Below are 20506 nucleotides of genomic sequence, written 5' to 3'. Positions count from 1 at the left end.
ATCACGCTTCTCCTTTCTCGTCCTTGCCGATCACAATCTTGGTGTCGGTCAGGAACTGGTACGGGGGTACGTCAAGATTCTGCGGGGCAGGCTTGTTCTTGAACACGCGGCCCGCAAGGTCGAAGGTGGAGCCATGGCACGGGCACAGGAAGCCGGGATCCGCGCCGAGTTGCGGATTGGTACCCGAGGCGAACGGGCCAGAGGGGGAACAACCAAGGTGGGAACAAATGCCGACGACCACAAGCAGATCCTTGTGTTCGGCACGCGACCGCGTCTCGTTCTTGCAATAGTCCGGCGTCTTCATCGTGAAGGGGACGTCGGAACCCGGATCCGCGACTTCAGCGTCGGTCTTCTTGAGAGAAGCCAGCATTTCCGGCGTACGGCGCAGAATCCAGACCGGCTTGCCTCGCCATTCCACCGTCATCATTTCACCGGGTTTCAACGCACCTATGTCGGCTTCGACAGGCGCGCCGGCGGCCTTGGCCTTTTCCGACGGTGCAAAGGTACTGACAAACGGTACTGCTACTGCAACGCCTCCTACGCCGCCCGCGACAGAAGTCGCGATCAACCAATTGCGGCGACCTTTGTCCACGTTCTTCACGTCTTGCTGGTCACTCATTCCAAACCCCAGGGGATGTCATCAATTGAATCTTGCGTCAACAAAAAATTATACCTGAGGCACATCTGGCGACGATAGGCGAACTACTGATAGCCGTGGCGCCGATAATCGGTCATGGGATCGTTTGTGGGATCGCTCGGTGAGCGTTCGAACGCGGCATCCAGACTTGCACTCGAGGTTGCGATGATGCAGTCTTTGTCAAACACAAACGTTAATCTGAAACAACAATTCGGAGAATAACCAATGGGAATGATGAGCGAGTTCCGAACTTTTGCGATGCGCGGCAACGTGATCGACCTGGCCGTCGGTGTGATCATCGGCGCTGCGTTTGGGAAGATCGTTGATTCGGTCGTCAATGACCTGATCATGCCGCTGGTGGGCCGCGTGGTGGGCAAGCTCGATTTTTCGAGCATGTTCGTCGTGCTGGCCGAGCCGCCGCCGGGCGTGCCGAACACGCTCGATGCGTTGAAGAAAGCGGGGGTGCCGGTGTTTGCCTACGGCAATTTCCTGACTATCGTAGTCAACTTTGTCATTCTGGCGTTCATCATCTTCATGATGGTTCGCGCGTTCAACAAGATGCGCGAGCAGAACGAGGAAGCGCCGAAGCCGGCGGAGACGCCCGAGGACATCAAGCTGTTGCGCGAAATCCGCGACAGCCTGCAAACCCCGCGCGCCTGACCCCTAGGGTCGTGCCCTGCTGGTGCCCGGACCCGGTTGCTCAGACCGGGTTCGGGATATCGATGAAGGTGTGGCGCAGGTCGAAACGCTGCGCCAGATGCTCTCCTACGGCCCGGATGCCATAGCGTTCCGTTGCGTGGTGCCCCGCTGCGATGTAGGCCACGCCGCTCTCGCGCGCTAGGTGCGTGGTGGGTTCGGACACTTCCCCGCTGATATAGACATCCACGCCCGCTGCCACGGCCGCCGCGAAGTACCCTTGCGCGCCGCCCGTGCACCAGCCCACGCTGCGAATCGTCTGCTCGGGGTCACCAATCACCAGTGGCTCGCGCTCAAGCACGCCGCCTACATGCGCGGCGAACGCCTGCAGCGGCATCGGTTGCGGCAGCGTCCCGGTCCAGCCAAGCTGGTCGTCGCTGAAACGGCCGTTCGGCACGATGCCGAGCTGCAACGCCAACTGTGCGTTGTTGCCGAGTTCGGCGTGGTTATCCAGCGGCAGGTGAAAGGCCAGCAAATTCACGTCGGCCGCGAGTAGTTTCTTCAACCTTGCGTGCTTTTGGCCGATGACCCGGGCATCTTCGTTCTTCCAGAAATAGCCGTGGTGCACCAGGATCGCGTCGGCCCCGGCCTCGATCGCGGCATCCAGCAGCGCCAGGCTGGCGGTGACACCTGTGACGATATGGGTGACTTCGGGTCGACCTTGCACTTGGAGCCCATTCGGGCAATAGTCCTTGAAACGCGGAACTTCCAACAGGTCGTTCAAGTACAATTCCAGCTCTTTAGTTTTCATTTTCTGGTCAAAACTCCGATATGTTGCGCCGATTCTGGCTGTTCTTTGCTCAGGCCGTCACGGTCGTGCTGGCCGTGTGGTTCGTTGTCGCCACGCTGAAACCCGACTGGCTGCAGCGTGGGCGAGTGGCCGTGCAGTCGGGGTCGCCGATCGTGGCATTGAAGGAAGTCGTGCCGAGCGTGACGGGCTCCGCGGCGCAAGGGTCTTATAGCGACGCCGCCAAGGAAGCCATGCCTGCGGTGGTCAACATTTTCACCAGCAAGAATGGTTCGAAACGGTCGCCCAACCCGCAGGCGGAGGATCCGTGGTTCCGGTTCTTCTTTGGCGACCGGCTGCCGGAACGCCAGGAACCGGTGTCCAGCCTGGGTTCGGGCGTCATTGTCAGCGCCGAAGGTTACATTCTAACCAACCACCATGTGGTGGACGGCGCCGACGAAATCGAGGTGGCGCTGACCGACGGCCGCAAGGCCAACGCCAAGGTCGTGGGCTCAGATCCTGAAACCGACCTTGCCGTGCTGAAGATCACGCTCAAGGATCTGCCGGCGATTACGCTGGGCCGTATCGAGAACGTGAAGGTGGGTGACGTGGTGCTGGCCATCGGCAATCCGTTCGGCGTGGGCCAGACTGTGACGATGGGTATCGTTTCCGCGCTGGGCCGCAGCCACCTTGGCATCAATACTTTCGAGAACTTCATCCAGACCGATGCGGCCATCAACCCGGGCAACTCGGGCGGCGCGCTGGTCGATGCGCAAGGCAACCTGCTCGGCATCAATACTGCAATCTACTCGCGCTCGGGTGGTTCGCTCGGTATTGGCTTTGCGATCCCGGTATCGACGGCAAAGCAGGTCATGGAGTCGATTATCTCGACCGGCAGCGTGACGCGCGGCTGGATCGGCGTCGAGCCGCAAGACCTGACGCCGGAGATTGCCGAATCGTTTGGCCTCGACGCGAAAGAAGGCGCACTGATTGCCGCAGTGGTCCAGGGCGGCCCGGCTGACAAGGCCGGCGTACGGCCCGGTGACGTGCTGGTATCGGTGGACAACCAGGTGATCTCCGACACGACGGCACTGCTGAACGCCATCGCCCAGCTCAAGCCTGGCGCCGAGGTGAAGATGAAGGTCATTCGTCGCGGCAAGCCTTCGGATATCTCGGTGACCATCGGCAAGCGGCCTCCGCCGCCCCGTCGCGCCATGCCGTTGGAAGAGGAAGAGTAATTGAGCGAATGAAGGGTGTGGGCGGACTGGCTGGTGGTTGCTGGCTAGTCTCACCGCCCTGCAAATTGCTGGGTAGTTCGCCTGGAAGGCAAAACCCCCGTCAGAAGTGACGGGGGTTTTTTATTTGGGGCGCGCGTTCTTGTGGAAGGCAGCGCAGGACGTCGCCCTGGCGTTTCAGAGGAAGGTACGTCGCTGACTGCTTGTCACCCCTTCTCCGGTGGATTGTTGTGCGGGGGCTGTATGACCTAGGTCGAGGGGTGACCGTGACGTCCAACCGTCTTTGGAATGCTCTGCGAAGGTGGGGCAGGTGCAAGGCGGTACGGTACGCCGGCACTGGCGCTGGTGTTGGGGATGTCGTTGTTTAGCGTGCCCTACGCTCCCCCCCCCGGCCCCTCTCCCGCGTTGCGGGAGAGGGGCCGGGGGTGCCCGTTCGCTGGATGGCGTCAATTAGACAGTGAGTGCTCCAGCAGCGAGGAGGTCCAGGCTCCCTTACGCCGCCAAAAGACAAAACGCCGGCATCCTTTCGGATGCCGGCGTTTTGATCAAGCCGAATCTGATGCGGGCTTACACCCGCGTCAAATTAGAACTTGTGGCGAACACCAACCACAGCGCCGAACTGGTTGTTCGTGCCGTTGGTCTTGCCGAAGCCGTCCACGCCCATCGTCGAGTCGTCCTTGTTCTTGGCGTACGACACGGTCAGGTAAGCGTCGGTGCGCTTCGAGAACGCGTAGTCAGCCGAAGCGACGAACGTCCACGGATCGCGACCGCTGCTGCGGAAGTCTTGGTAGTAGGTTGCGCCCGTCAGCGACAGAGCCGGGGTCAGTTGGTAACCCAGACCCAGCCAGTACAGGTTCGACGTGTTCTTGCCACCCGGAGCCGGCGTGGTCAGGAAAATCGTGTCGACAGCGTGGCCCCAACGGTAACCAGCGAACACCTTGGCCGGGCCAAAGGCGTACGTACCAGCGACCGAAGCGCGACGCAGGATCTGGTCCTTCGTGGCAACCGACGTAGCAACGTTGGTTTCGTCATACACGGCACCAACCGAGAACGGGCCGCCGACGTACGTCAGGCTTGCGCTGTACTCGCGACCGATCTTGGCCGTACCAGCGACTTCACCGTTGTTGTCCCAGCCGAAGCTGTACAGGGCATTGGCGGTCAGGCCACCGAACGTGCCAACGTACTTGATCGAGTTGTCAGCGCGTTGCGAGAAAGCCGGATCTTGCGACGTGATCGAGTACTTGGTCGAAATGGCCATCGGATCGAAGGCCAGGCCGAATTCATAGAACGGGGTCTGTTGGCGACCCAGGGTCAGCGCGCCCCACTGGCTTTGCAGACCGACGTACGCTTGACGACCGAACAGACGGCTCGTGTTGTTGCTGGTCTGGCCCGTGGTGCCGTTGTCAACGTTGAAACCGCTTTCCAGCACGAAGACGCCCTTCAGGCCACCGCCCAGGTCTTCCACGCCGCGCAGGCCCCAACGGCTGCCCGACAGGTTACCGGAGGTCATGCGAACGACGTCATGGCCGCCACCCGGCTGATGGTTTTGGTATTCGATACCGGCGTCAACCACACCGTACAGGGTCACGCTCGACTGGGCATAGGCACCGCCGGCGGCCAGAGCGGCAACGGCAGCTGCAAACAGTTTCATCTTCATATCGACACTTTCCTTGTCAACTGATTGGGAAATCTTGGTTGCCCAAGTGCTTGGGCGACGCATTAACCTTCACGTCTGCGTCGTATTATGTGTCACCCCCCCAGCGCGTCAGAAGTCTTTTTCGCCGTAAACACGGTTTACTGACGGTTCTTGTTGTGACGAAGCAACAGCAAACTGCAACAGTTTCACCAACTTGGTGCAAAACGCAGCATTCAGCGCCAGGGGAAACAGGCCGTTAACAACTAGCTGGGAACTTAGTCGGGCTGGGTTTCGCCTTCGGCAGGGGTGCCTAGTGGCTGCTTGGTCACAAAACGTGCCATCAGCAGGCCGAGTTCGTACAACAGCACGAGCGGCACGGCCAAAAGCAGTTGCGACATAACGTCGGGAGGCGTTACCACGGCGGCAATGATGAATGCGCCGACGATAACGTAGGGGCGGATCTGCTTGAGTTTGTCGAGTTCCACCACGCCGAACCTGACCAGTACGATCACCACCACCGGCACTTCGAACGTGATGCCGAAGGCCAGGAACGTAGTCATGGCGAAGCTCAGGTATTTGTCGATGTCGGTCGACATGTCCGCGCCGAGTGGCGCGTTGTAATGCGCCATGAAGTGGAACACCGTCGGGAACACCAGGAAGTAGGCGAACGCCACGCCGCACAGGAACAGCACGTAGCTGCTGGTCACGAGCGGCATGATCAGTTTCTTCTCATGCTGGTACAGGCCCGGTGCCACAAATCGCCAGACCTGGTAGAGCACCCACGGCAGCGCGATCAGGAACGCCACCAGCATCGTCACCTTCATCGGCACGAAGAACGAGCCGGTGACATCGGTGACGATCATCCGTCCGCCCTTAGGCAGCGCCTCGGTCAGCGGCGCGGAAAACAGGTTGAAGATTTCCGCGGCCCAGTACACCAGGCACAGGAATACGACGATGACGCCCGCCACCGCCTTTACGAGCCGCTCGCGCAACTCGATCAGGTGGGAAATGAAGGTCTCTTGCTGGGATTCGTCGTTGGGGTCTTGGGTGCCCGCCATGCTTACTCGAAGAAGGAACGGTTGCGGCCGCTGGCCGGGCGGTGGCGCTTCACGCGGGCAGCGCCGGACTGCACCCACACGCGAACATTTTGCTGGCGCTTGAACCAGATCGGCCGGGCGCCCTGCTTGACGCGCCAGCTCTTGCGGCCGTTGTGCGATTTGTGCGCGCTGCTCCAGCTGGGCACATATCCGGTGCTGCCGTCAGTCGTGCCGCCATCGGCCGTGCCGGAAGTCTCCAGCTCGCCCAGTGCTTCGTTCAGCGACTGGGTATGCTCGTTGACTTCCTTGTGGATGGTCTGCTCGACGTCACGCGCGGCGTTCTCGAATTCCGTGCGCATCTTGCGCAGTTCCTCGAGTTCCACCTCGCGGCTGACTTCGGCCTTCACGTCATTGATATAGCGCTGCGCGCGGCCGACCAGTGCGCCGACCGTGCGCGCCACCTTCGGCAGACGCTCGGGGCCGATCACGATCAGCGCGACGGCGCCGATCAGTGCCAGCTTGGAAATGCCGAGATCGATCATGCGAAAACCGGAACTGAGACACGAGACAGGCAAGCCGCGCCATGCGCGGCCGCCGGGAGGGTGACTGACAAGAAAGAAGCAGCCTGCGGATTACTGCTGGCGCTGCTTTTCCTTGGCTTCCACGTCGATCGTGGTGGTGTCGCGCAGCTCCTTGGCTTGCTCCGGCTTGGCGCCGGCTTCCTCGCCGTTTGCGTCCTTCATGCCGTCCTTGAAGCCCTTCACCGCACCGCCCAGGTCCTGGCCAATGTTGCGCAGCTTCTTGGTACCGAAGACGAGCATGACGATCACCAGCACGATCAGCCAGTGCCAAATGCTAAACGAACCCATTTCTTGCTCCTGATAAAGCCGCGGGCATCGGCATTCCGATAGCCCTGCCCCGTAGTTCCGTCCTTCAAAGGCTGCGCCGGGAGACGGTGGCCGACGCAACATTTGGCCGGGACATCACTGTCCCAGCCCCTTTTTCATACCCAGGCCGTCCTGATGCCCTCGGCTCAGAACGCCGGTGACTTCCACTGGTCGCGCGGGCCGCCCAGTACGTGCAGATGAAGGTGAAACACCTCCTGTCCGCCGTCCGTGCCGGTGTTGATCACCGTGCGGAACCCGTTGTTGCAGCCGGCAAGGCGCGCCAGTTCTGGCACCTTGAGCATCATTCTAGCAAGCACATCCGCATCGCCGGGTCCGCAATCGGCCAGCGAATCGACGTGCGATTTCGGAATAACCAGAAAGTGTACCGGTGCTTTGGGATGGAGATCGTGAAACGCGAGCAGGTCGTCGTCCTCATACACCTTGCGGGACGGGATCTGACCGGCAACGATCTTGCAGAAAATGCAATTGTCCTGAGATTTCATGAAGTTCTTGTTGCAGCCTGTCGGCATATTCCAAAAAAATACGCCGCCTTGCTGCCACTTTTATCTGTATCTCTGCGCCCGACGTCAGAACGACTCGTCGGGGTACATCGGCTTGCGGTCGTTCAGGTACAGCCAGCCTTTGACGATACGATACAGTATCCACAGTGACAACACGCAGAAAACGGCGATTGCCAGCGGGAACAGCAACACTGTCACGAACATGAAGCCGCCCGCCACATACCAGACGATCGACCACCAGAACGTGCGGATCTGCCATGCGAAGTGCGAGGCATAGACCGTACCGCGGGTATCGTCGCGCTTCACGTAATTGACGATGATCGCGATCACCGCGGTGATGCCGCCCGTGAACCAGTGGATCGCATAGAGCGCGTAAAGGATATGCGTGAGCTTGCGCAATCCGTCGAGCTTGTCCGCGTCCACGGTTGTCGTGACCTGCGTGGTGTAGTCCGTCGCCATCGTGCCCTCCAGCGTTGCCCCGCGTCATGCCGCGTCCGGACCTGTTCCGGGCGGCCCCTAGCCTAATCCTACTCCTTGCGGTTGGCCTTCTCTGCCAGGCCGGACAACCCTTCGCGCCGCGCCAGTTCGTTGACCACGTCGGCGGGCGACGCGCCAATGTGCGATAGCAGCACCATCGTATGGAACCACAGGTCGGCCACCTCGTAGATCACCTTGCCGACGGCCTCTTCGCCCAGGCCAGCCGCGCGGGCGTCCTTGGCCGCCATCACGGTCTCGGTGGCTTCCTCGCCAATTTTCTTCAGGATGGCGTCGTCGCCCTTGCCGAACAGCTTGGCAACGTAGGACTGGGCGGGGTCTCCGCCGTTCTCGGGCTTGCGCGATTCCAGCGTGGCAGCCACGCGGGCCAGCACGTCGGCGGATTCGGTGTGCTGGCTCATGGCTTGGCGGCGTAGATCGTGGAAGGGTCCTTGAGCACCGGCTCGACGGTCTGCCAGTCACCCGTTTCGGCATCGCCCTCGAACTTCTGGAAGAAGCAGGAATGACGGCCCGTGTGGCAGGCGATGTTGTCCACCTGGGTGACCTTCAGCAGCACTACGTCCTCGTCGCAGTCCAGGCGCATTTCGTGCACCTTCTGCACATGGCCCGATTCCTCGCCCTTGTGCCACAGGCGCTTGCGCGAGCGCGACCAGAACACGGCCTCGCCCAGCTCGACGGTACGCTGCAATGCCTCGCGGTTCATGAACGCGAACATCAGCACGTCATTGGAACCCGTCTCCTGGACGATCACCGGCACCAGGCCGTTGTCGTCCCACTTCACCTTGTTCAACCACTTCTTTGCCATGATCAGATCCGGACGGGAATGCCCTCGCGGGCCATGAATGCCTTTGCTTCGCCAACCGTGTGCTGGCCATAGTGGAAGATGCTGGCAGCCAGCACCGCATCGGCGCGGCCGAGCTTGATGCCGTCGGCCAGGTCCTGCAGGCCGCCCACGCCACCCGACGCGATGACCGGCACCGGCACCGCATCGCTGACGGCGCGCGTCAGTTCCAGGTCGAAACCGCTCTTGGTGCCATCGCGGTCCATGCTTGTCAGCAGGATTTCGCCGGCGCCGCGGCGCGCCATCTCGCGCGCCCATTCCACGGCATCCAGGCCGGTCGCCTTGCGGCCGCCATGGGTGAACACTTCCCAGCGGGCCGGCTCGCCGGGCGCGGAGCTGCGCTTGGCATCGATGGCCACCACGATGCACTGCGAGCCGTACTTGCCCGTGGCGTCGGAAACCAGTTGCGGATTGGCGATGGCCGACGAATTGACGCTGATCTTGTCCGCGCCGGCATTGAGCAGGCGCCGCACGTCTTCCACGGCGCGCACGCCGCCGCCAACCGTCAGCGGAATGAACACCTGCGAAGCCACGGCCTCGATGATGTGCAGGATCAGGTCGCGGCCGTCGCTGGTGGCAGTGATATCGAGAAATGTGATCTCGTCGGCGCCTTGGTCGTCGTAGCGGCGCGCGATTTCCACAGGGTCGCCCGCATCGCGCAGTTCGACGAAGTTGACACCCTTGACCACCCGCCCGTTGGTCACGTCCAGGCAGGGGATGATACGTTTGGCTAACATGAGATTCCTTGCCTGCCGCCGCCCGCCCGGGCAGCGGCTGGTTGTGGCGTCCTGCCGGACAGGCTAGTTACTCTGCACCCAGCTTGTCCGCGTGCGCCTGGGCGTCCGCGAATACCAGGTCGCCCGAGTAGATGGCGCGACCGCAGATCACACCTTCCACGCCTTCGCGCTCCACCGCGCAGAGCTGGTCGATGTCGGCCATGTTCGACAGCCCGCCGCTGGCGATCACCGGGATCGACATCGACTGGGCCAGCTTGACCGTGGCGTCGATGTTGATGCCCTGCAGCATGCCGTCGCGACCGATGTCGGTGTAGATGATGGCTTCCACGCCGTAGTCTTCGTACTTGCGTGCCAGGTCCGCCACCTCGTGGCCGGTCAGCTTGCTCCAGCCATCGGTGGCAACCTTGCCGTCCTTGGCATCGAGCCCGACGATGATGTGGCCGCCGAACGCCGAGCAGGCGTCCTTCAGGAAGCCCGGGTTCTTTACGGCTGCCGTGCCGATGATCACGTACGACAGACCGTCGTCGAGCCAGCGCTCGATCGTGTTCAGGTCGCGGATGCCGCCGCCAAGCTGCACGGGGATTTCGTCGCCCACTTCGGCGATGATCGCCTTGATGGCGGCTTCGTTGCGGGGCTTGCCAACAAAAGCGCCGTTCAGGTCGACCAGATGCAGGCGTCGCGCGCCCTGGTTCACCCAGTGACGTGCCATGGCGGCGGGATCTTCGGAAAAGACGGTGGCCTGGTCCATGTCGCCTTGTTTGAGGCGTACACACTGACCGTCCTTCAGGTCGATGGCCGGAATGAGCAACATAGCGTAACGAGCGTGGTGGTTGTGTAAAAGGGAATAGTCAGCAAAGGCCAGCGCGGTTGCGCGGGCATTCAGGTCATGTCAGTTTTGCAATGGATGCAGTCTGGGTCGGTGGCTCTGAACGGGCGATTGCTGTTGATCTTGTGGCGCTTCTGGTAACAGGTGCTTCTGACGCTTTACGGATTCCAGTGCACGAAATTCCGGTATAGCTGCAAACCCATCGCAGCGCTCTTCTCCGGGTGGAACTGCGTGGCGAAAATATTATCGCGTGCCACCGCACTGGTAAACACGACGCCGTAATCCGTTTCGCCGGCGATATGGGCCGGGTCCCGCGCGTGCACATAGTAACTGTGCACGAAGTAGAACCAGCTGTCGTCCGGAATGCCGTTCCACAGCGGATGCGCCAGCGCCTGGCGCACACGGTTCCATCCCATCTGCGGCACCTTGAAACGCGAGCCGTCGGGCTGCGTCATGCCGTCCAGTTCAAACCGAATCACCTCGCCGGGCATCAGGCCCAGCGCCGGCGTGCTATCTGCGCCCGCCCGAGCTTCGCTGCTACGGTCGAACAGCATCTGTTCGCCAACGCACACGCCCAGCATCGGCTTCGACGCGGCGGCTTCCAGCACGGCCTGCTGCAGGCCCGAATCCCCCAGGGCACCCATGCAGTCAGGCATCGCACCCTGGCCCGGCAACACCACGCGGTCCGCGCCGCGAATGGCTTCTGGCCGGTCCACGACCTGCACGTCCGCTTCCGGGGCCGCCGCACGCAGGGCCTGCGCCACCGAGCGCAGGTTGCCCATGCCGTAATCCACAATTGCTATGGTAGTCATGATTTCAAAACAGGCAACAATGTCTTCAGCCCGTCCACAATGAATTCGACGGCCAGCGCCGACAGGATCAACCCCATCAGGCGCGTACCGATATTGATCCCGGTCCGGCCCACCACCCGCGCGATCGGATCCGCCGCACGGAATGTGCCATACACCACCAGCCCCAGGATGACGCCAATTCCCACCAGGATCAGCAGTTCGTACCAGTGATGCGTCTTGCCCGCATACACGATCACCGTGCTGATCGATCCCGGCCCGGTCAGCAACGGCAGCGCCAGCGGCACCACCGCGATACTGGTCTTGGCCTCGGCCTCGTCCTCTTCCTCCGGCGTGGCCTTGGTGCGGCCAGTCTGGGCATTGAGCATGTTCATGGCCATCATGATCATGATCAGCCCGCCACCCACCTGCAGCGACGCCACCGAGATATTGAAGAACTCAATGATCTGCTGGCCCAGCAACGCCGACAATCCCACCACGATCGCCACGGCAATCGATGCCGTCTTGATCGTCTTTAGCTTCTCCGCCTCCGTCTGCTGCGTGGTCAGGCTGATGAAGAACGGGATCGCCCCGATCGGGTTGATCAGCGCCAGCAGCGAGATAAAAGACTTGAGCGTATCCATCGGATGCGGATATGTCGGTGGTTCTCAGCGTCGCCGCAACCAGCCGGCACGCCTGCTTTTTAGGGGCGCAGGTCAGTGATGAGGGCCGTGGACAGTATGGGTCAGAGCGTGCCCTTGGTCGATGGAATCTGATTGCCCGCGCGCGGGTCCAACTCCACCGCCATGCGCAGTGCCCGGCCAAACGCCTTGAACACCGTTTCGCATTGATGGTGCGCATTGATGCCACGCAGGTTATCAATGTGGAGCGTCACGCCGGCATGGTTCACAAAGCCGCGGAAGAACTCGATCGTCAGGTCGACGTCGAAGCTGCCCACCCGGGCGCGCGTGAACGGCACGTGGAATTCCAGGCCCGGGCGGCCCGAGAAGTCGATCACCACGCGCGACAGGCATTCGTCCAGCGGCACATAGCTGTGCCCGTAGCGGGTGATGCCCTTCTTGTCGCCGATGGCGCGCGCCACGGCCTGGCCCAGCGTAATGCCGACGTCCTCCACCGTATGGTGGTCGTCGATATGGATGTCGCCCGTGGCCTCGACCTCGAGGTCGAACATGCCATGCCGGGCAATCTGGTCCAGCATGTGGTCGAGGAACGGCACGCCGGAAGCCAGCTTCTGGCGGCCGGTGCCATCAAGGTTCAGCGAAACGCGGATCTGCGTTTCCGAGGTATTGCGGGTGACCTCTGCAACACGCATGGTGGGGTTAATCCTGCAACGAGGCGTTGAAAGCCTCAAGAAACTGCGCGTTTTCTTCGGGGGTGCTGACCGTCACGCGCAGACAGTTGGCCAGCAATGCGTGCATTTTACTCACGTTCTTGATCAATACCTTCCGCGCCAGCAACCGGTCGAACGTCTGTGCCGCATTCGCCACGCGGAAGAGCAAGAAGTTGGCAGCGCTCGGGAACACCGTCACGCCCGGAAGGGCGGCCAGGGCATCGGCCAGCTTCGTACGTTCGGCGCGAAGCTGCGCCGCCTGTTCGTCAAGCACGTTCACATGCTGCAGCGCGAACAGCGCGGTGGCCTCGGTCAGCACGTTGACGTTGTACGGCGGGCGAACCTTGTCCAGTTGCGACAGCCATTCCGGCGATCCGGCCATATAGCCCAGACGGATACCGGCCAGGCCGAGCTTGGACACCGTACGCATCACGACCACGTTACCGAACGTGGTCAGGCGCGGCATCCAGCTTTCCTGCGCGAACGGCTGGTAGGCCTCGTCCACTACCACCAGGCTCTGGCACACCTCGCCCTGCGCGGCACGGACGATAGCCTCCATGTCGGCCGCGTCGAACAGATTGCCGGTCGGGTTGTTCGGATAGGCCAGATAGATAACAGCGGGCTTGTGCTCGGCCATGGCCGCCAGCATGGCGGCGCGGTCCAGCGTGAAATCGGCGCGCAGCGGCACGCCCACGAACTCCAGCCCGGCGAACTGCGCCGACATCGCATACATGACAAAGCCCGGCACCGGCGCCAGCACCTTGGCGCCCGGCTTGGACGCCGCCAGCGAAATGATGCTGATCAGCTCGTCCGAACCGTTGCCGAGCATGACTTCCATGCCGTCCGGCACGTTCATCACGTCCTTGAGCTTGGCGCGCAGCGCCTCGCTGCTGGGCACCGGGTAGCGGTTCAGCGCCACCTCGCCCAGCCGCGCGGCCAGTTGCGCGCGCAGTTCGGGCGGCAGCCGGTAGGGGTTCTCCATCGCGTCGAGCTTCACCAGTCCGTGCGAGTCGGCGACATGGTAGGCGCCCATGGCGCGTACGTCGTCACGGATGATGCGTTCGATCAGGGATGGGTCTACGGCTGACATGATGGTCCTCGGGTTGGATGTCTTAGCGTTTGGTGAAGCGGTATTCGGCACTGCGGGCGTGGGCCTGCAAGCCTTCGCCGTAAGCCAGTTCGGCGGCGATCTGGCCCAGCATCTGCGCGCCACCCTCGCTTACCTCGATCAGGCTCGAGCGCTTCTGGAAGTCGTACACGCCCAGCGGCGACGAGAAGCGCGCGGTGCGCGAAGTGGGCAGCACGTGGTTCGGGCCCGCGCAGTAGTCGCCCAACGATTCGCTGGTGTAGCGGCCCAGGAAGATGGCGCCCGCGTGGCGGATCTTCTCGCTCCACTGGCGCGGATTCTCGGCAGAAATCTCCAGGTGCTCCGGCGCGATGGCGTTGGCGATCTCGCACGCCTCTTCCATGTCACGCACCTTGACCAGCGCGCCCCGCCCGGCCAGCGACGCAGCGATGACTTCGCGGCGCGGCATCGTCGGCAACTGGCGCTGGATGCTTTCTTCCACCCGGTTCAGGTACGCCTCGTCCGGGCACAGCAGGATCGACTGCGCCAGTTCGTCGTGCTCGGCCTGCGAAAACAGGTCCATGGCCACCCAGTCCGGATCGGTGGTGCCGTCGCAGATCACCAGGATCTCGGACGGACCGGCGATCATGTCGATACCGACCGTGCCGAACACGCGGCGCTTGGCAGCGGCCACGTAGGCATTGCCCGGGCCGACGATCTTGTCCACCTGCGGCAGCGTGGCCGTGCCGAACGCCAGCGCGCCCACCGCCTGTGCGCCGCCGATCGTGAACACGCGGTCCACGCCAGCGATCTGCGCGGCAGCCAGCACCAGTTCGTTGCGCACGCCACCCGGCGTGGGCACGACCATGATCACTTCCTTGACGCCAGCCACGCGCGCCGGAATCGCGTTCATCAGCACCGACGACGGATACGCGGCCTTGCCGCCAGGCACGTACAGGCCCACGCGGTCCAGCGGCGTGACCTTCTGGCCCAGCATCGTGCCGTCGGATTCGGTGTATTCCCAGCTATGGCTACCGCACTCGATCTTCTGTTTCTCGTGGTAGGCCCGCACGCGCGCGGCGGCCGCTTCCAGTGCGGCGCGGCGCTTCGGCTCCAGGTCTTCCAGCGCAGCTTCCAGTTCGGATTGCGACAGCTCCAGCGCCCCCATCGAGTTGGCTTCCAGGCGGTCGAAGCGGCGCGTGTACTCCAGCACGGCCTCGTCGCCACGGCGGCGCACATCGGCCAGGATATCGGCGGCGGCGCGATCGATCGCCTCGTCTTCGGATGCCTCGAACGCCAGCACCTGGCGCAGGGCATCGGCAAACCCGGGCTCGGTCGAGTCGAGCCTGCGAATCGACAGGTTGTCCATATCGGTTTCGTTCATGACTGCTTGTCCTCGCGGAATCCCACTCGGATTCCGCATCGGTTCAACTGGGTCGTGCCTCAGGCGAGCGCCGCCGAGGCCCGTTCAAATGCATCGAGAATCGGCGCCAGCCGTTCCCGTTTGAGCTTCAGAGCCGCCTGGTTGACCACCAGGCGCGACGAGATCTGCACGATCTCTTCCACTTCCACCAAGTTGTTCGCGCGCAGCGTGCCGCCGGTGCTGACCAGGTCGACGATGGCATCGGACAGCCCCACCAGCGGCCCCAGCTCCATCGAACCGTAAAGCTTGATCAGGTCCACGTGCACGCCCTTCTTGGCAAAGTGCTCGCGCGCGGTCTGCACGTACTTGGTGGCCACGGCCAGCCGCGCACCCTGGCGCACGGCGTTGGCGTAGTCAAACCCGGCCGGCACCGCCACCGACATGCGGCAACGTGCGATGTTCAGGTCGATCGGCGCATACAGCCCGGTCATGCCGTGCTCCATCAGCACGTCCTTGCCGGCCACGCCAAAGTCGGCCGCGCCATACTGCACGTACGTCGGCACGTCCGACGCGCGCACGATGATCACGCGCACGGCCGGATCGGTGGTCGGCAGGATCAGCTTGCGCGAGGTTTCCGGGTCCTCGGTCACCTCGATGCCGGCCGCGGCCAGCAGCGGCAGCGTCTCGGTGAAGATGCGGCCCTTGGACAGTGCCAGCGTCAGCTGGTTGGGCGAGGCATTGAAAGCGGGACTCATCGTCGATTCTTCTAGGTTCAGGGCGGCGCGGGCGGCGGCGTGTGTGTCTGTCGGCTTAAGCGGATCAGGCGATGCGGCGGATCTTCGCGCCCACCGCCGACAGCTTGTCTTCCATGCGGTCGTAACCACGGTCCAGATGGTAGATCCGGTCAATCGTGGTTTCGCCATCAGCCACCAGGCCGGCAATCACCAGGCTGGCCGATGCGCGCAGGTCGGTGGCCATCACGTTGGCGCCCGACAGGCGCGGCACGCCGGTCACCACCGCCGTGTTGCCCTCGGCCGTGATGTTCGCGCCCAGGCGGTTCAGTTCCTGCACGTGCATGAACCGGTTCTCGAAAATCGTCTCGGTGATGCGCGCGGTGCCGTCAGCCACCGCATTCAGCGTCATGAACTGCGCCTGCATGTCAGTGGGGAACGCCGGGTATTCCGACGTGCGGAAGCTCACGGCCTGCGCACGTTGCGACATCGACAGGCGGATCCAGTCGTCGCCGGTCTCGATGGTCGCACCGGCCTCGCGCAGCTTCAGCAGCACCGCGTCCAGGATCTGCGGCGGCACATCGCGCACGACGATATCGCCCAGCGTCGCGGCGGCCGCGCACAGGAACGTGCCGGCCTCGATGCGGTCGGCCACCACGCGGTGCTCGGCGCCATGCAGCTTGTCCACGCCCTGCACGATCAGGCGGTCGGTACCCACGCCGTCGATCTTCGCGCCCATCTTGACCAGCAGCTCGGCCAGGTCAGTCACTTCGGGTTCGCGCGCCGCGTTCTCCAGCACGGTCTCGCCGTCGGCCAGCACAGCGGCCATCAGCAGGTTCTCGGTGCCGGTCACGGTGATCATGTCCGTCACCACGCGCGCGCCCTTCAGGCGGTCTGCACGGGCGTGGATGAAACCGTGCTCGATGCTGATCTCGGCGCCCATGGCCTGCAGGCCCTTGATGTGCTGGTCCACCGGCCGCGCGCCAATGCCGCAGCCGCCCGGCAAGGACACACGGGCCTCGCCGAAGCGCGCCACCAGCGGCCCCAGCACGAGGATCGACGCGCGCATCGTCTTCACGAGTTCGTACGAAGCCTCGGGCGCGTTGATGTCGGCGGCGTTGAGCGTAGCCACGCCGTTCACCATGTCAGCCTTCACGCCCATCTGGCGCAGCAGCTTGAGCATCGTGCGCGTGTCCTGCAGGTCGGGCACATTGCTCAGCGCGAGGGTGTCGGCGGTCAGCAAGCTGGCGCACAGGATGGGCAGCGCGGCGTTCTTGGCGCCCGAGACGCGGACTTCGCCCTTGAGCGGCCCGTTGCCCTGGATCTGGAATTTGTCCATGTTTCAGTCTTATCTGCCGGTCGGGCACTTACCCGCCCGGCGTGTTGTACGGAGATGCAGCAGCGGACGATGCCGCTTACTTGGCGCCCTCGGCCTGCCATTCGGCGGGCGTCAGCGTCTTCATCGACAGCGCATGGATCTCGGCACGCATGCGGTCGCCCAGTGCCGCGTACACACGCTGGTGCCGCTGGATCAGGCGCTTGCCTTCGAACTCACCGCTCACGATCGTGGCGAAGAAGTGCTGGCCATCGCCCTCCACCTGCAGGTGTTCGCATGGCAATCCTTGGGCAATGTATTCCCTGACTTGTTCCGGAGTAGGCAGCATGTCTGTCTCTTAGAATTCGGTGATATTGCGTCGCGTCAGTGACGCAGCTTGTAACCCTTGCGCAGCAGGCGCAGCGCCAGCGCGGCCAGCACCACGAACGCCACGGCCATCACGGCCAGGCTGTGCAGCGGCGACACGTCGGACACGCCAAAGAAGCCAAAGCGGAAGCCGTCGATCATGTAGAAGAACGGATTGGCGTGCGAGACGGCCTGCCAGAACGGCGGCAAGGAGTGGATCGAATAGAACACGCCGGACAGGAATGTCGCCGGCATGATCAGAAAATTCTGGAACGCGGCAAGCTGGTCGAACTTCTCCGCCCAGATGCCCGCGATCAGCCCCAGCGTGCCCAGGATGCCGGCACCGGCCAGCCCGAACACCAGAATCCAGAGCGGATGCGCGAAGTGAAGATTCGCAAACCAGGCAGTTACCGCCAGCACGCCCAGCCCGACGCAGAGGCCGCGGATGATCGAGGCGCCCACGTACGCGCCGAACATTTCCCAGTGCGACAGCGGCGGCAGCAGGATGAACACCAGGTTGCCGGTGATCTTGGACTGGATCAGCGACGACGAACTGTTGGCGAACGCGTTCTGCAGCACGCTCATCATCACTAGGCCGGGCACCAGGAAGGCGGTATAGCTGATCTGGTCATAGACCCGCACGCGATCTTCCAGCACATGGCCGAAAATCAGCAGGTACAGCACGGCGGTCAGCACGGGTGCGGCCACGGTCTGGAAGGCCACCTTCCAGAAACGCAGCACTTCCTTGTAGAGCAGCGTGCGGAAGCCGGTCATGCCGCCGACAGCCATCGAGGCCAGACGTTGTTCTTCGCGCTGGGCCACATTGATCTCCGCGGGATTCTTCATGCCGCGGCCTCCATGGCTGCGTTGGGGGTGCTGCCGGGCATCTCGCCTTCGCGGCGCATGATCTGCACGAACACATCCTCCAGGTCGGCCTTGCTGATTTCCATGTCTTCGATTTCGCAACCGGCGGCACGCAGCGCGGCCAGGATGGGCTCCACGGCCTCGTAGCCAGTCAGCCGCAGGCGGTACGCACGCTCGCCCGGATTGCCAGGCGTGCGCAGCGCCTCCAGTTCGGACGGCAGCGTACCCTTGGAAAGTGTCAGCACGAGTTGCAGTCCAGCAAACTGGTTCAGCAGGCTGCTGGTGCGGTCCAGCGCCACCACCTCGCCAAACTTGAGCATGGCGATGCGGTCGCACAGCGCCTCGGCCTCTTCCAGATAGTGCGTAGTCAGGATGATCGTGTGCCCTTCCCGGTTCAGCCTGGAGATGAACTTCCACAGCGTCTGGCGCAGCTCCACGTCCACGCCGGCGGTCGGCTCGTCCAGCACGATCACGGGCGGCCGGTGCACCAGCGCCTGCGCCACCAGCACGCGGCGCTTCATGCCGCCCGACAACTGGCGCATGTTGCTGTCCGCCTTGTTGGTCAGGTCGAGATTGGCCATGATCTCGTCGATCCAGTCGTCGTTACGGCTCAGCCCGAAATAGCCCGACTGCAGCCGCAGCGTCTCGCGCACGGTGAAAAACGGATCGAAAACCAGCTCCTGCGGCACCACGCCCAGCATGCGGCGCGCCATGCGGTAGTCGTTCACCACATCGTGGCCCAGCACGCTGACCGAACCCGAATCGGCGTGGTTCAAGCCCGCCAGGATCGAGATCAGCGTGGTCTTGCCCGCGCCGTTGGGCCCGAGCAGGCCGAAGAATTCGCCGCGCTCGACGCTGAAACTGACGCCCTTGAGCGCCTGCAGATTGCGGTAGCGCTTGCGGACATCGGTAATTTCGATGGCTTTCATGGCCGAATGTCTTGGGATGGGGCCGCTTGAAGGTCGGCCTCTCCTGGATGTTGGGGGAGCGTCCCGGAGGTTAGCCGCGCAGCACCTGTGAATCGTGTCAGGACACTTGGGGGCGACTTGGGGGCGAACAACCCGGAATTATAGGGGATGCGGGGGCTCTCCCGCTTTGCCCGGCGCGGCGCCAGGCCCGCGGCCCGACGCCGTGGCATCGCATGACCGCACGCAATGGAACGCGCACGGCAACGGATGCCGGTTCAATGTCGGTGGTGGTGGTGTTCCGGGTGGGCGGCGGGGGCCAGGCCAAGCAGGCCTTCGACGCCATAGAGACTGGCCAGCGATTGCAGCTGCGGCGAGGCGCCGGCAATGACCAGCGACTGCCCGCGCTGGGCAGCGGCCCGTTGCCAGGCCAGCAGCACCGCCACGGCGGAGGAATCCAGATGGGTCAGCGCGCTGCAATCCACGGTCACATCGCCCTGCTGCACGCGCGACAGCCCGTCACGCAGCACGGCGGCGGCGTTGCGGTTGGTCAGCGAGGTGCCAAGGGCGGGCATGGAAGGCAGTAGAGGGGCGTGCGGAAAATGGAAGCTCCCGCCCGAAGGCGGGAGCGAGTGGCCATTGTAGACCAGATCCGCCGCGCCGTGCTGCGGCGCAACCGGATCGGCACGAACCGGCTGTCAGCCCTTGGCGTTGGCCAGTTGGCGGTTGCGGTCCTGCAGCGTCTTGATGACGCCATCCACACCCTGCTGGTTGGCGATCGTGTTGAAACTGCCCTTGTAGGCTTCGGTCAGCCAGGCACCCAGCACGTTGATGTCATAGACCTTCCAGCCCTCGGGGGTCTTTTCCAGGCGGTAGTCCATCTGGATCGGCTCGCCCTTGTTGATCACCTGGGTACGGATGGTGGCGTCGGTGTCGTCAGCCGTGCCACGGTACGGGCGGAACTGCACCTTCTGGTCGCGAATCTGCGCAATCGCGCCTGCATAGGTGCGGATCAGCAGCGTCTTGAACTCGTCGGTGATTACCTTTTGCTGTTCAGGCGTGGCCTTCGACCAGTTGCGGCCCATGGCGATCTGGGTGGTGCGCGTGAAATTGGCGTGCGGCAGGATCTTCTGCTCGACCAGTTGCGTGATCTTGCCGATGTTGCCGCCTTGCATGTCCTTGTCGCTCTGTACGGAGGACATCACCTCGCCCACTACGGACTTGACCAGACCGTCCGGCGTCGAAGCATCGGCTTGCTGCGCGTGCGCGGCGCCAGCGCCGGCAAATGCGAAAACGGTCAGGAAGGGAAGCAGGAGTCGCTTGATCATGAGAATTTTTTCCTTTCTTTCCGGGACGGCACCTGCTGGATATCAACAGGTTCGGACCCATCCGACAGTGCGGCACAGCGCGCAGCGTCGGGAATCATTGAAACACAGGCGTCAGCAGTGCATGGTACAGGCACATGGCCCAAACGCCACTTTC

At 63.1% G+C, this 20506-nt stretch carries 26 protein-coding genes; 2 read left to right on the top strand and 24 right to left on the bottom strand.

What is annotated here, in order from left to right; all coding sequences use genetic code 11:
- Position 1: 1 nt before the first annotated feature.
- Positions 2-619 (bottom strand): ubiquinol-cytochrome c reductase iron-sulfur subunit, encoded by a 618-nt coding sequence (petA, locus tag MFF62_RS21945; protein WP_238265220.1) that lies wholly within the window; start codon positions 617-619, stop codon positions 2-4.
- A gap of 243 nt (positions 620-862) precedes the next feature.
- Between petA and mscL the strand changes: the two genes are divergently transcribed.
- Positions 863-1297: a large conductance mechanosensitive channel protein MscL gene (mscL, locus tag MFF62_RS21940; protein ID WP_283205364.1), complete on the top strand. Its 435-nt coding sequence runs from the start codon at positions 863-865 to the stop codon at positions 1295-1297.
- Between the two features lie 40 nt (positions 1298-1337).
- Here mscL and MFF62_RS21935 read toward each other — a convergent pair whose 3' ends face one another.
- Positions 1338-2084, bottom strand: a complete 747-nt coding sequence (locus tag MFF62_RS21935) for a Nif3-like dinuclear metal center hexameric protein (RefSeq protein WP_238265219.1) — start codon at positions 2082-2084, stop codon at positions 1338-1340.
- A 20-nt stretch (positions 2085-2104) separates the two neighbouring features.
- On the opposite strand from MFF62_RS21935, the gene MFF62_RS21930 reads away from it, so the two are divergent.
- Positions 2105-3298: a Do family serine endopeptidase gene (locus MFF62_RS21930; RefSeq protein ID WP_238265218.1), complete on the top strand. Its 1194-nt coding sequence runs from the start codon at positions 2105-2107 to the stop codon at positions 3296-3298.
- Between the two features lie 580 nt (positions 3299-3878).
- Here the strand turns inward: MFF62_RS21930 and MFF62_RS21925 are convergent.
- From MFF62_RS21925 to MFF62_RS21820, 22 genes are all read right to left on the bottom strand, one after another.
- The gene (locus MFF62_RS21925; protein ID WP_238265217.1) at positions 3879-4952 is read right to left on the bottom strand and encodes a porin; all 1074 of its coding nucleotides are present in this window, start codon (positions 4950-4952) and stop codon (positions 3879-3881) included.
- Positions 4953-5206: 254 nt separating this feature from the next.
- Positions 5207-5989, bottom strand: a complete 783-nt coding sequence (tatC, locus tag MFF62_RS21920) for a twin-arginine translocase subunit TatC (protein ID WP_238265216.1) — start codon at positions 5987-5989, stop codon at positions 5207-5209.
- A gap of 2 nt (positions 5990-5991) precedes the next feature.
- Positions 5992-6510: a Sec-independent protein translocase protein TatB gene (tatB, locus tag MFF62_RS21915; protein WP_238265215.1), complete on the bottom strand. Its 519-nt coding sequence runs from the start codon at positions 6508-6510 to the stop codon at positions 5992-5994.
- A 90-nt stretch (positions 6511-6600) separates the two neighbouring features.
- Positions 6601-6837: a Sec-independent protein translocase subunit TatA gene (tatA, locus tag MFF62_RS21910; protein WP_238265214.1), complete on the bottom strand. Its 237-nt coding sequence runs from the start codon at positions 6835-6837 to the stop codon at positions 6601-6603.
- Positions 6838-7001: 164 nt separating this feature from the next.
- Positions 7002-7358: a histidine triad nucleotide-binding protein gene (locus MFF62_RS21905; RefSeq protein ID WP_238265213.1), complete on the bottom strand. Its 357-nt coding sequence runs from the start codon at positions 7356-7358 to the stop codon at positions 7002-7004.
- Between the two features lie 84 nt (positions 7359-7442).
- A complete protein-coding gene (locus tag MFF62_RS21900; RefSeq protein WP_238265212.1) occupies positions 7443-7835 on the bottom strand; it encodes a DUF4870 family protein in 393 nt (130 codons plus the stop codon).
- A gap of 68 nt (positions 7836-7903) precedes the next feature.
- Positions 7904-8272, bottom strand: coding sequence for a phosphoribosyl-ATP diphosphatase (locus MFF62_RS21895; RefSeq protein ID WP_238265211.1), 369 nt, complete (start codon positions 8270-8272; stop codon positions 7904-7906).
- Entirely contained in the window at positions 8269-8676 is a 408-nt protein-coding gene (gene hisI / locus MFF62_RS21890; protein ID WP_238265210.1) for a phosphoribosyl-AMP cyclohydrolase, read from the bottom strand. The genes MFF62_RS21895 and hisI overlap by 4 nt, the downstream gene beginning before the upstream one ends.
- Before the next feature lie 2 nt (positions 8677-8678).
- Positions 8679-9449: an imidazole glycerol phosphate synthase subunit HisF gene (gene hisF, locus MFF62_RS21885; protein WP_238265209.1), complete on the bottom strand. Its 771-nt coding sequence runs from the start codon at positions 9447-9449 to the stop codon at positions 8679-8681.
- A gap of 67 nt (positions 9450-9516) precedes the next feature.
- Positions 9517-10260, bottom strand: a complete 744-nt coding sequence (gene hisA / locus MFF62_RS21880; protein WP_238265208.1) for a 1-(5-phosphoribosyl)-5-[(5-phosphoribosylamino)methylideneamino]imidazole-4-carboxamide isomerase — start codon at positions 10258-10260, stop codon at positions 9517-9519.
- 173 nt (positions 10261-10433) lie between these two features.
- Positions 10434-11087 carry an imidazole glycerol phosphate synthase subunit HisH gene (hisH, locus tag MFF62_RS21875; protein WP_238265207.1) on the bottom strand — a complete coding sequence of 218 codons (654 nt, stop codon included), beginning with the start codon at positions 11085-11087 and terminating at the stop codon, positions 10434-10436.
- A complete protein-coding gene (locus MFF62_RS21870) occupies positions 11084-11707 on the bottom strand; it encodes a YchE family NAAT transporter (protein WP_238265206.1) in 624 nt (207 codons plus the stop codon). The genes hisH and MFF62_RS21870 overlap by 4 nt, the downstream gene beginning before the upstream one ends.
- Before the next feature lie 101 nt (positions 11708-11808).
- Positions 11809-12396 (bottom strand): imidazoleglycerol-phosphate dehydratase HisB, encoded by a 588-nt coding sequence (gene hisB / locus MFF62_RS21865; RefSeq protein ID WP_238265205.1) that lies wholly within the window; start codon positions 12394-12396, stop codon positions 11809-11811.
- 7 nt (positions 12397-12403) lie between these two features.
- A complete protein-coding gene (hisC, locus tag MFF62_RS21860) occupies positions 12404-13504 on the bottom strand; it encodes a histidinol-phosphate transaminase (RefSeq protein WP_238265204.1) in 1101 nt (366 codons plus the stop codon).
- A 22-nt stretch (positions 13505-13526) separates the two neighbouring features.
- Complete coding sequence (gene hisD / locus MFF62_RS21855) at positions 13527-14864, bottom strand: histidinol dehydrogenase (protein ID WP_238265203.1); 1338 nt, start codon at positions 14862-14864, stop codon at positions 13527-13529.
- Positions 14865-14923: 59 nt separating this feature from the next.
- On the bottom strand, positions 14924-15598 hold the full coding sequence (hisG, locus tag MFF62_RS21850) for an ATP phosphoribosyltransferase (RefSeq protein ID WP_238265202.1): 675 nt from the start codon (positions 15596-15598) through the stop codon (positions 14924-14926).
- Between the two features lie 64 nt (positions 15599-15662).
- Positions 15663-16913 carry a UDP-N-acetylglucosamine 1-carboxyvinyltransferase gene (gene murA / locus MFF62_RS21845; protein ID WP_238265201.1) on the bottom strand — a complete coding sequence of 417 codons (1251 nt, stop codon included), beginning with the start codon at positions 16911-16913 and terminating at the stop codon, positions 15663-15665.
- 76 nt (positions 16914-16989) lie between these two features.
- Positions 16990-17238, bottom strand: a complete 249-nt coding sequence (locus tag MFF62_RS21840; RefSeq protein WP_238265200.1) for a BolA family protein — start codon at positions 17236-17238, stop codon at positions 16990-16992.
- A gap of 35 nt (positions 17239-17273) precedes the next feature.
- A complete protein-coding gene (locus tag MFF62_RS21835; RefSeq protein WP_404990813.1) occupies positions 17274-18101 on the bottom strand; it encodes an ABC transporter permease in 828 nt (275 codons plus the stop codon).
- A complete protein-coding gene (locus MFF62_RS21830; RefSeq protein WP_238265199.1) occupies positions 18098-19048 on the bottom strand; it encodes an ABC transporter ATP-binding protein in 951 nt (316 codons plus the stop codon). Before MFF62_RS21830 ends, MFF62_RS21835 begins: the two co-directional genes overlap by 4 nt.
- 254 nt (positions 19049-19302) lie before the next feature.
- Entirely contained in the window at positions 19303-19599 is a 297-nt protein-coding gene (locus MFF62_RS21825; RefSeq protein ID WP_238265198.1) for an STAS domain-containing protein, read from the bottom strand.
- A 123-nt stretch (positions 19600-19722) separates the two neighbouring features.
- Positions 19723-20352 carry an MlaC/ttg2D family ABC transporter substrate-binding protein gene (locus MFF62_RS21820; protein ID WP_238265197.1) on the bottom strand — a complete coding sequence of 210 codons (630 nt, stop codon included), beginning with the start codon at positions 20350-20352 and terminating at the stop codon, positions 19723-19725.
- Positions 20353-20506 lie beyond the last annotated feature (154 nt).

The sequence above is a fragment of the Cupriavidus pauculus genome, assembly GCF_022179805.1.
Classification (GTDB): Bacteria; Pseudomonadota; Gammaproteobacteria; order Burkholderiales; family Burkholderiaceae; genus Cupriavidus; species Cupriavidus pauculus_E.
This window is presented reverse-complemented; position numbering and strand designations above follow the sequence as displayed.

Excerpts from the sequence above, each read along its gene's own strand:
- petA (WP_238265220.1), bottom strand. The coding sequence starts at position 619 with ATGAGTGACCAGCAAGACGTGAAGAACGTGGACAAAGGTCGCCGCAAT.
- mscL (WP_283205364.1), top strand. The coding sequence starts at position 863 with ATGGGAATGATGAGCGAGTTCCGAACTTTTGCGATGCGCGGCAACGTG.
- MFF62_RS21935 (WP_238265219.1), bottom strand. The coding sequence starts at position 2,084 with ATGAAAACTAAAGAGCTGGAATTGTACTTGAACGACCTGTTGGAAGTT.
- MFF62_RS21930 (WP_238265218.1), top strand. The coding sequence starts at position 2,105 with ATGTTGCGCCGATTCTGGCTGTTCTTTGCTCAGGCCGTCACGGTCGTG.
- MFF62_RS21925 (WP_238265217.1), bottom strand. The coding sequence starts at position 4,952 with ATGAAGATGAAACTGTTTGCAGCTGCCGTTGCCGCTCTGGCCGCCGGC.
- tatC (WP_238265216.1), bottom strand. The coding sequence starts at position 5,989 with ATGGCGGGCACCCAAGACCCCAACGACGAATCCCAGCAAGAGACCTTC.
- tatB (WP_238265215.1), bottom strand. The coding sequence starts at position 6,510 with ATGATCGATCTCGGCATTTCCAAGCTGGCACTGATCGGCGCCGTCGCG.
- tatA (WP_238265214.1), bottom strand. The coding sequence starts at position 6,837 with ATGGGTTCGTTTAGCATTTGGCACTGGCTGATCGTGCTGGTGATCGTC.
- MFF62_RS21905 (WP_238265213.1), bottom strand. The coding sequence starts at position 7,358 with ATGAAATCTCAGGACAATTGCATTTTCTGCAAGATCGTTGCCGGTCAG.
- MFF62_RS21900 (WP_238265212.1), bottom strand. The coding sequence starts at position 7,835 with ATGGCGACGGACTACACCACGCAGGTCACGACAACCGTGGACGCGGAC.
- MFF62_RS21895 (WP_238265211.1), bottom strand. The coding sequence starts at position 8,272 with ATGAGCCAGCACACCGAATCCGCCGACGTGCTGGCCCGCGTGGCTGCC.
- hisI (WP_238265210.1), bottom strand. The coding sequence starts at position 8,676 with ATGGCAAAGAAGTGGTTGAACAAGGTGAAGTGGGACGACAACGGCCTG.
- hisF (WP_238265209.1), bottom strand. The coding sequence starts at position 9,449 with ATGTTAGCCAAACGTATCATCCCCTGCCTGGACGTGACCAACGGGCGG.
- hisA (WP_238265208.1), bottom strand. The coding sequence starts at position 10,260 with ATGTTGCTCATTCCGGCCATCGACCTGAAGGACGGTCAGTGTGTACGC.
- hisH (WP_238265207.1), bottom strand. The coding sequence starts at position 11,087 with ATGACTACCATAGCAATTGTGGATTACGGCATGGGCAACCTGCGCTCG.
- MFF62_RS21870 (WP_238265206.1), bottom strand. The coding sequence starts at position 11,707 with ATGGATACGCTCAAGTCTTTTATCTCGCTGCTGGCGCTGATCAACCCG.
- hisB (WP_238265205.1), bottom strand. The coding sequence starts at position 12,396 with ATGCGTGTTGCAGAGGTCACCCGCAATACCTCGGAAACGCAGATCCGC.
- hisC (WP_238265204.1), bottom strand. The coding sequence starts at position 13,504 with ATGTCAGCCGTAGACCCATCCCTGATCGAACGCATCATCCGTGACGAC.
- hisD (WP_238265203.1), bottom strand. The coding sequence starts at position 14,864 with ATGAACGAAACCGATATGGACAACCTGTCGATTCGCAGGCTCGACTCG.
- hisG (WP_238265202.1), bottom strand. The coding sequence starts at position 15,598 with ATGAGTCCCGCTTTCAATGCCTCGCCCAACCAGCTGACGCTGGCACTG.
- murA (WP_238265201.1), bottom strand. The coding sequence starts at position 16,913 with ATGGACAAATTCCAGATCCAGGGCAACGGGCCGCTCAAGGGCGAAGTC.
- MFF62_RS21840 (WP_238265200.1), bottom strand. The coding sequence starts at position 17,238 with ATGCTGCCTACTCCGGAACAAGTCAGGGAATACATTGCCCAAGGATTG.
- MFF62_RS21835 (WP_404990813.1), bottom strand. The coding sequence starts at position 18,101 with ATGAAGAATCCCGCGGAGATCAATGTGGCCCAGCGCGAAGAACAACGT.
- MFF62_RS21830 (WP_238265199.1), bottom strand. The coding sequence starts at position 19,048 with ATGAAAGCCATCGAAATTACCGATGTCCGCAAGCGCTACCGCAATCTG.
- MFF62_RS21825 (WP_238265198.1), bottom strand. The coding sequence starts at position 19,599 with ATGCCCGCCCTTGGCACCTCGCTGACCAACCGCAACGCCGCCGCCGTG.
- MFF62_RS21820 (WP_238265197.1), bottom strand. The coding sequence starts at position 20,352 with ATGATCAAGCGACTCCTGCTTCCCTTCCTGACCGTTTTCGCATTTGCC.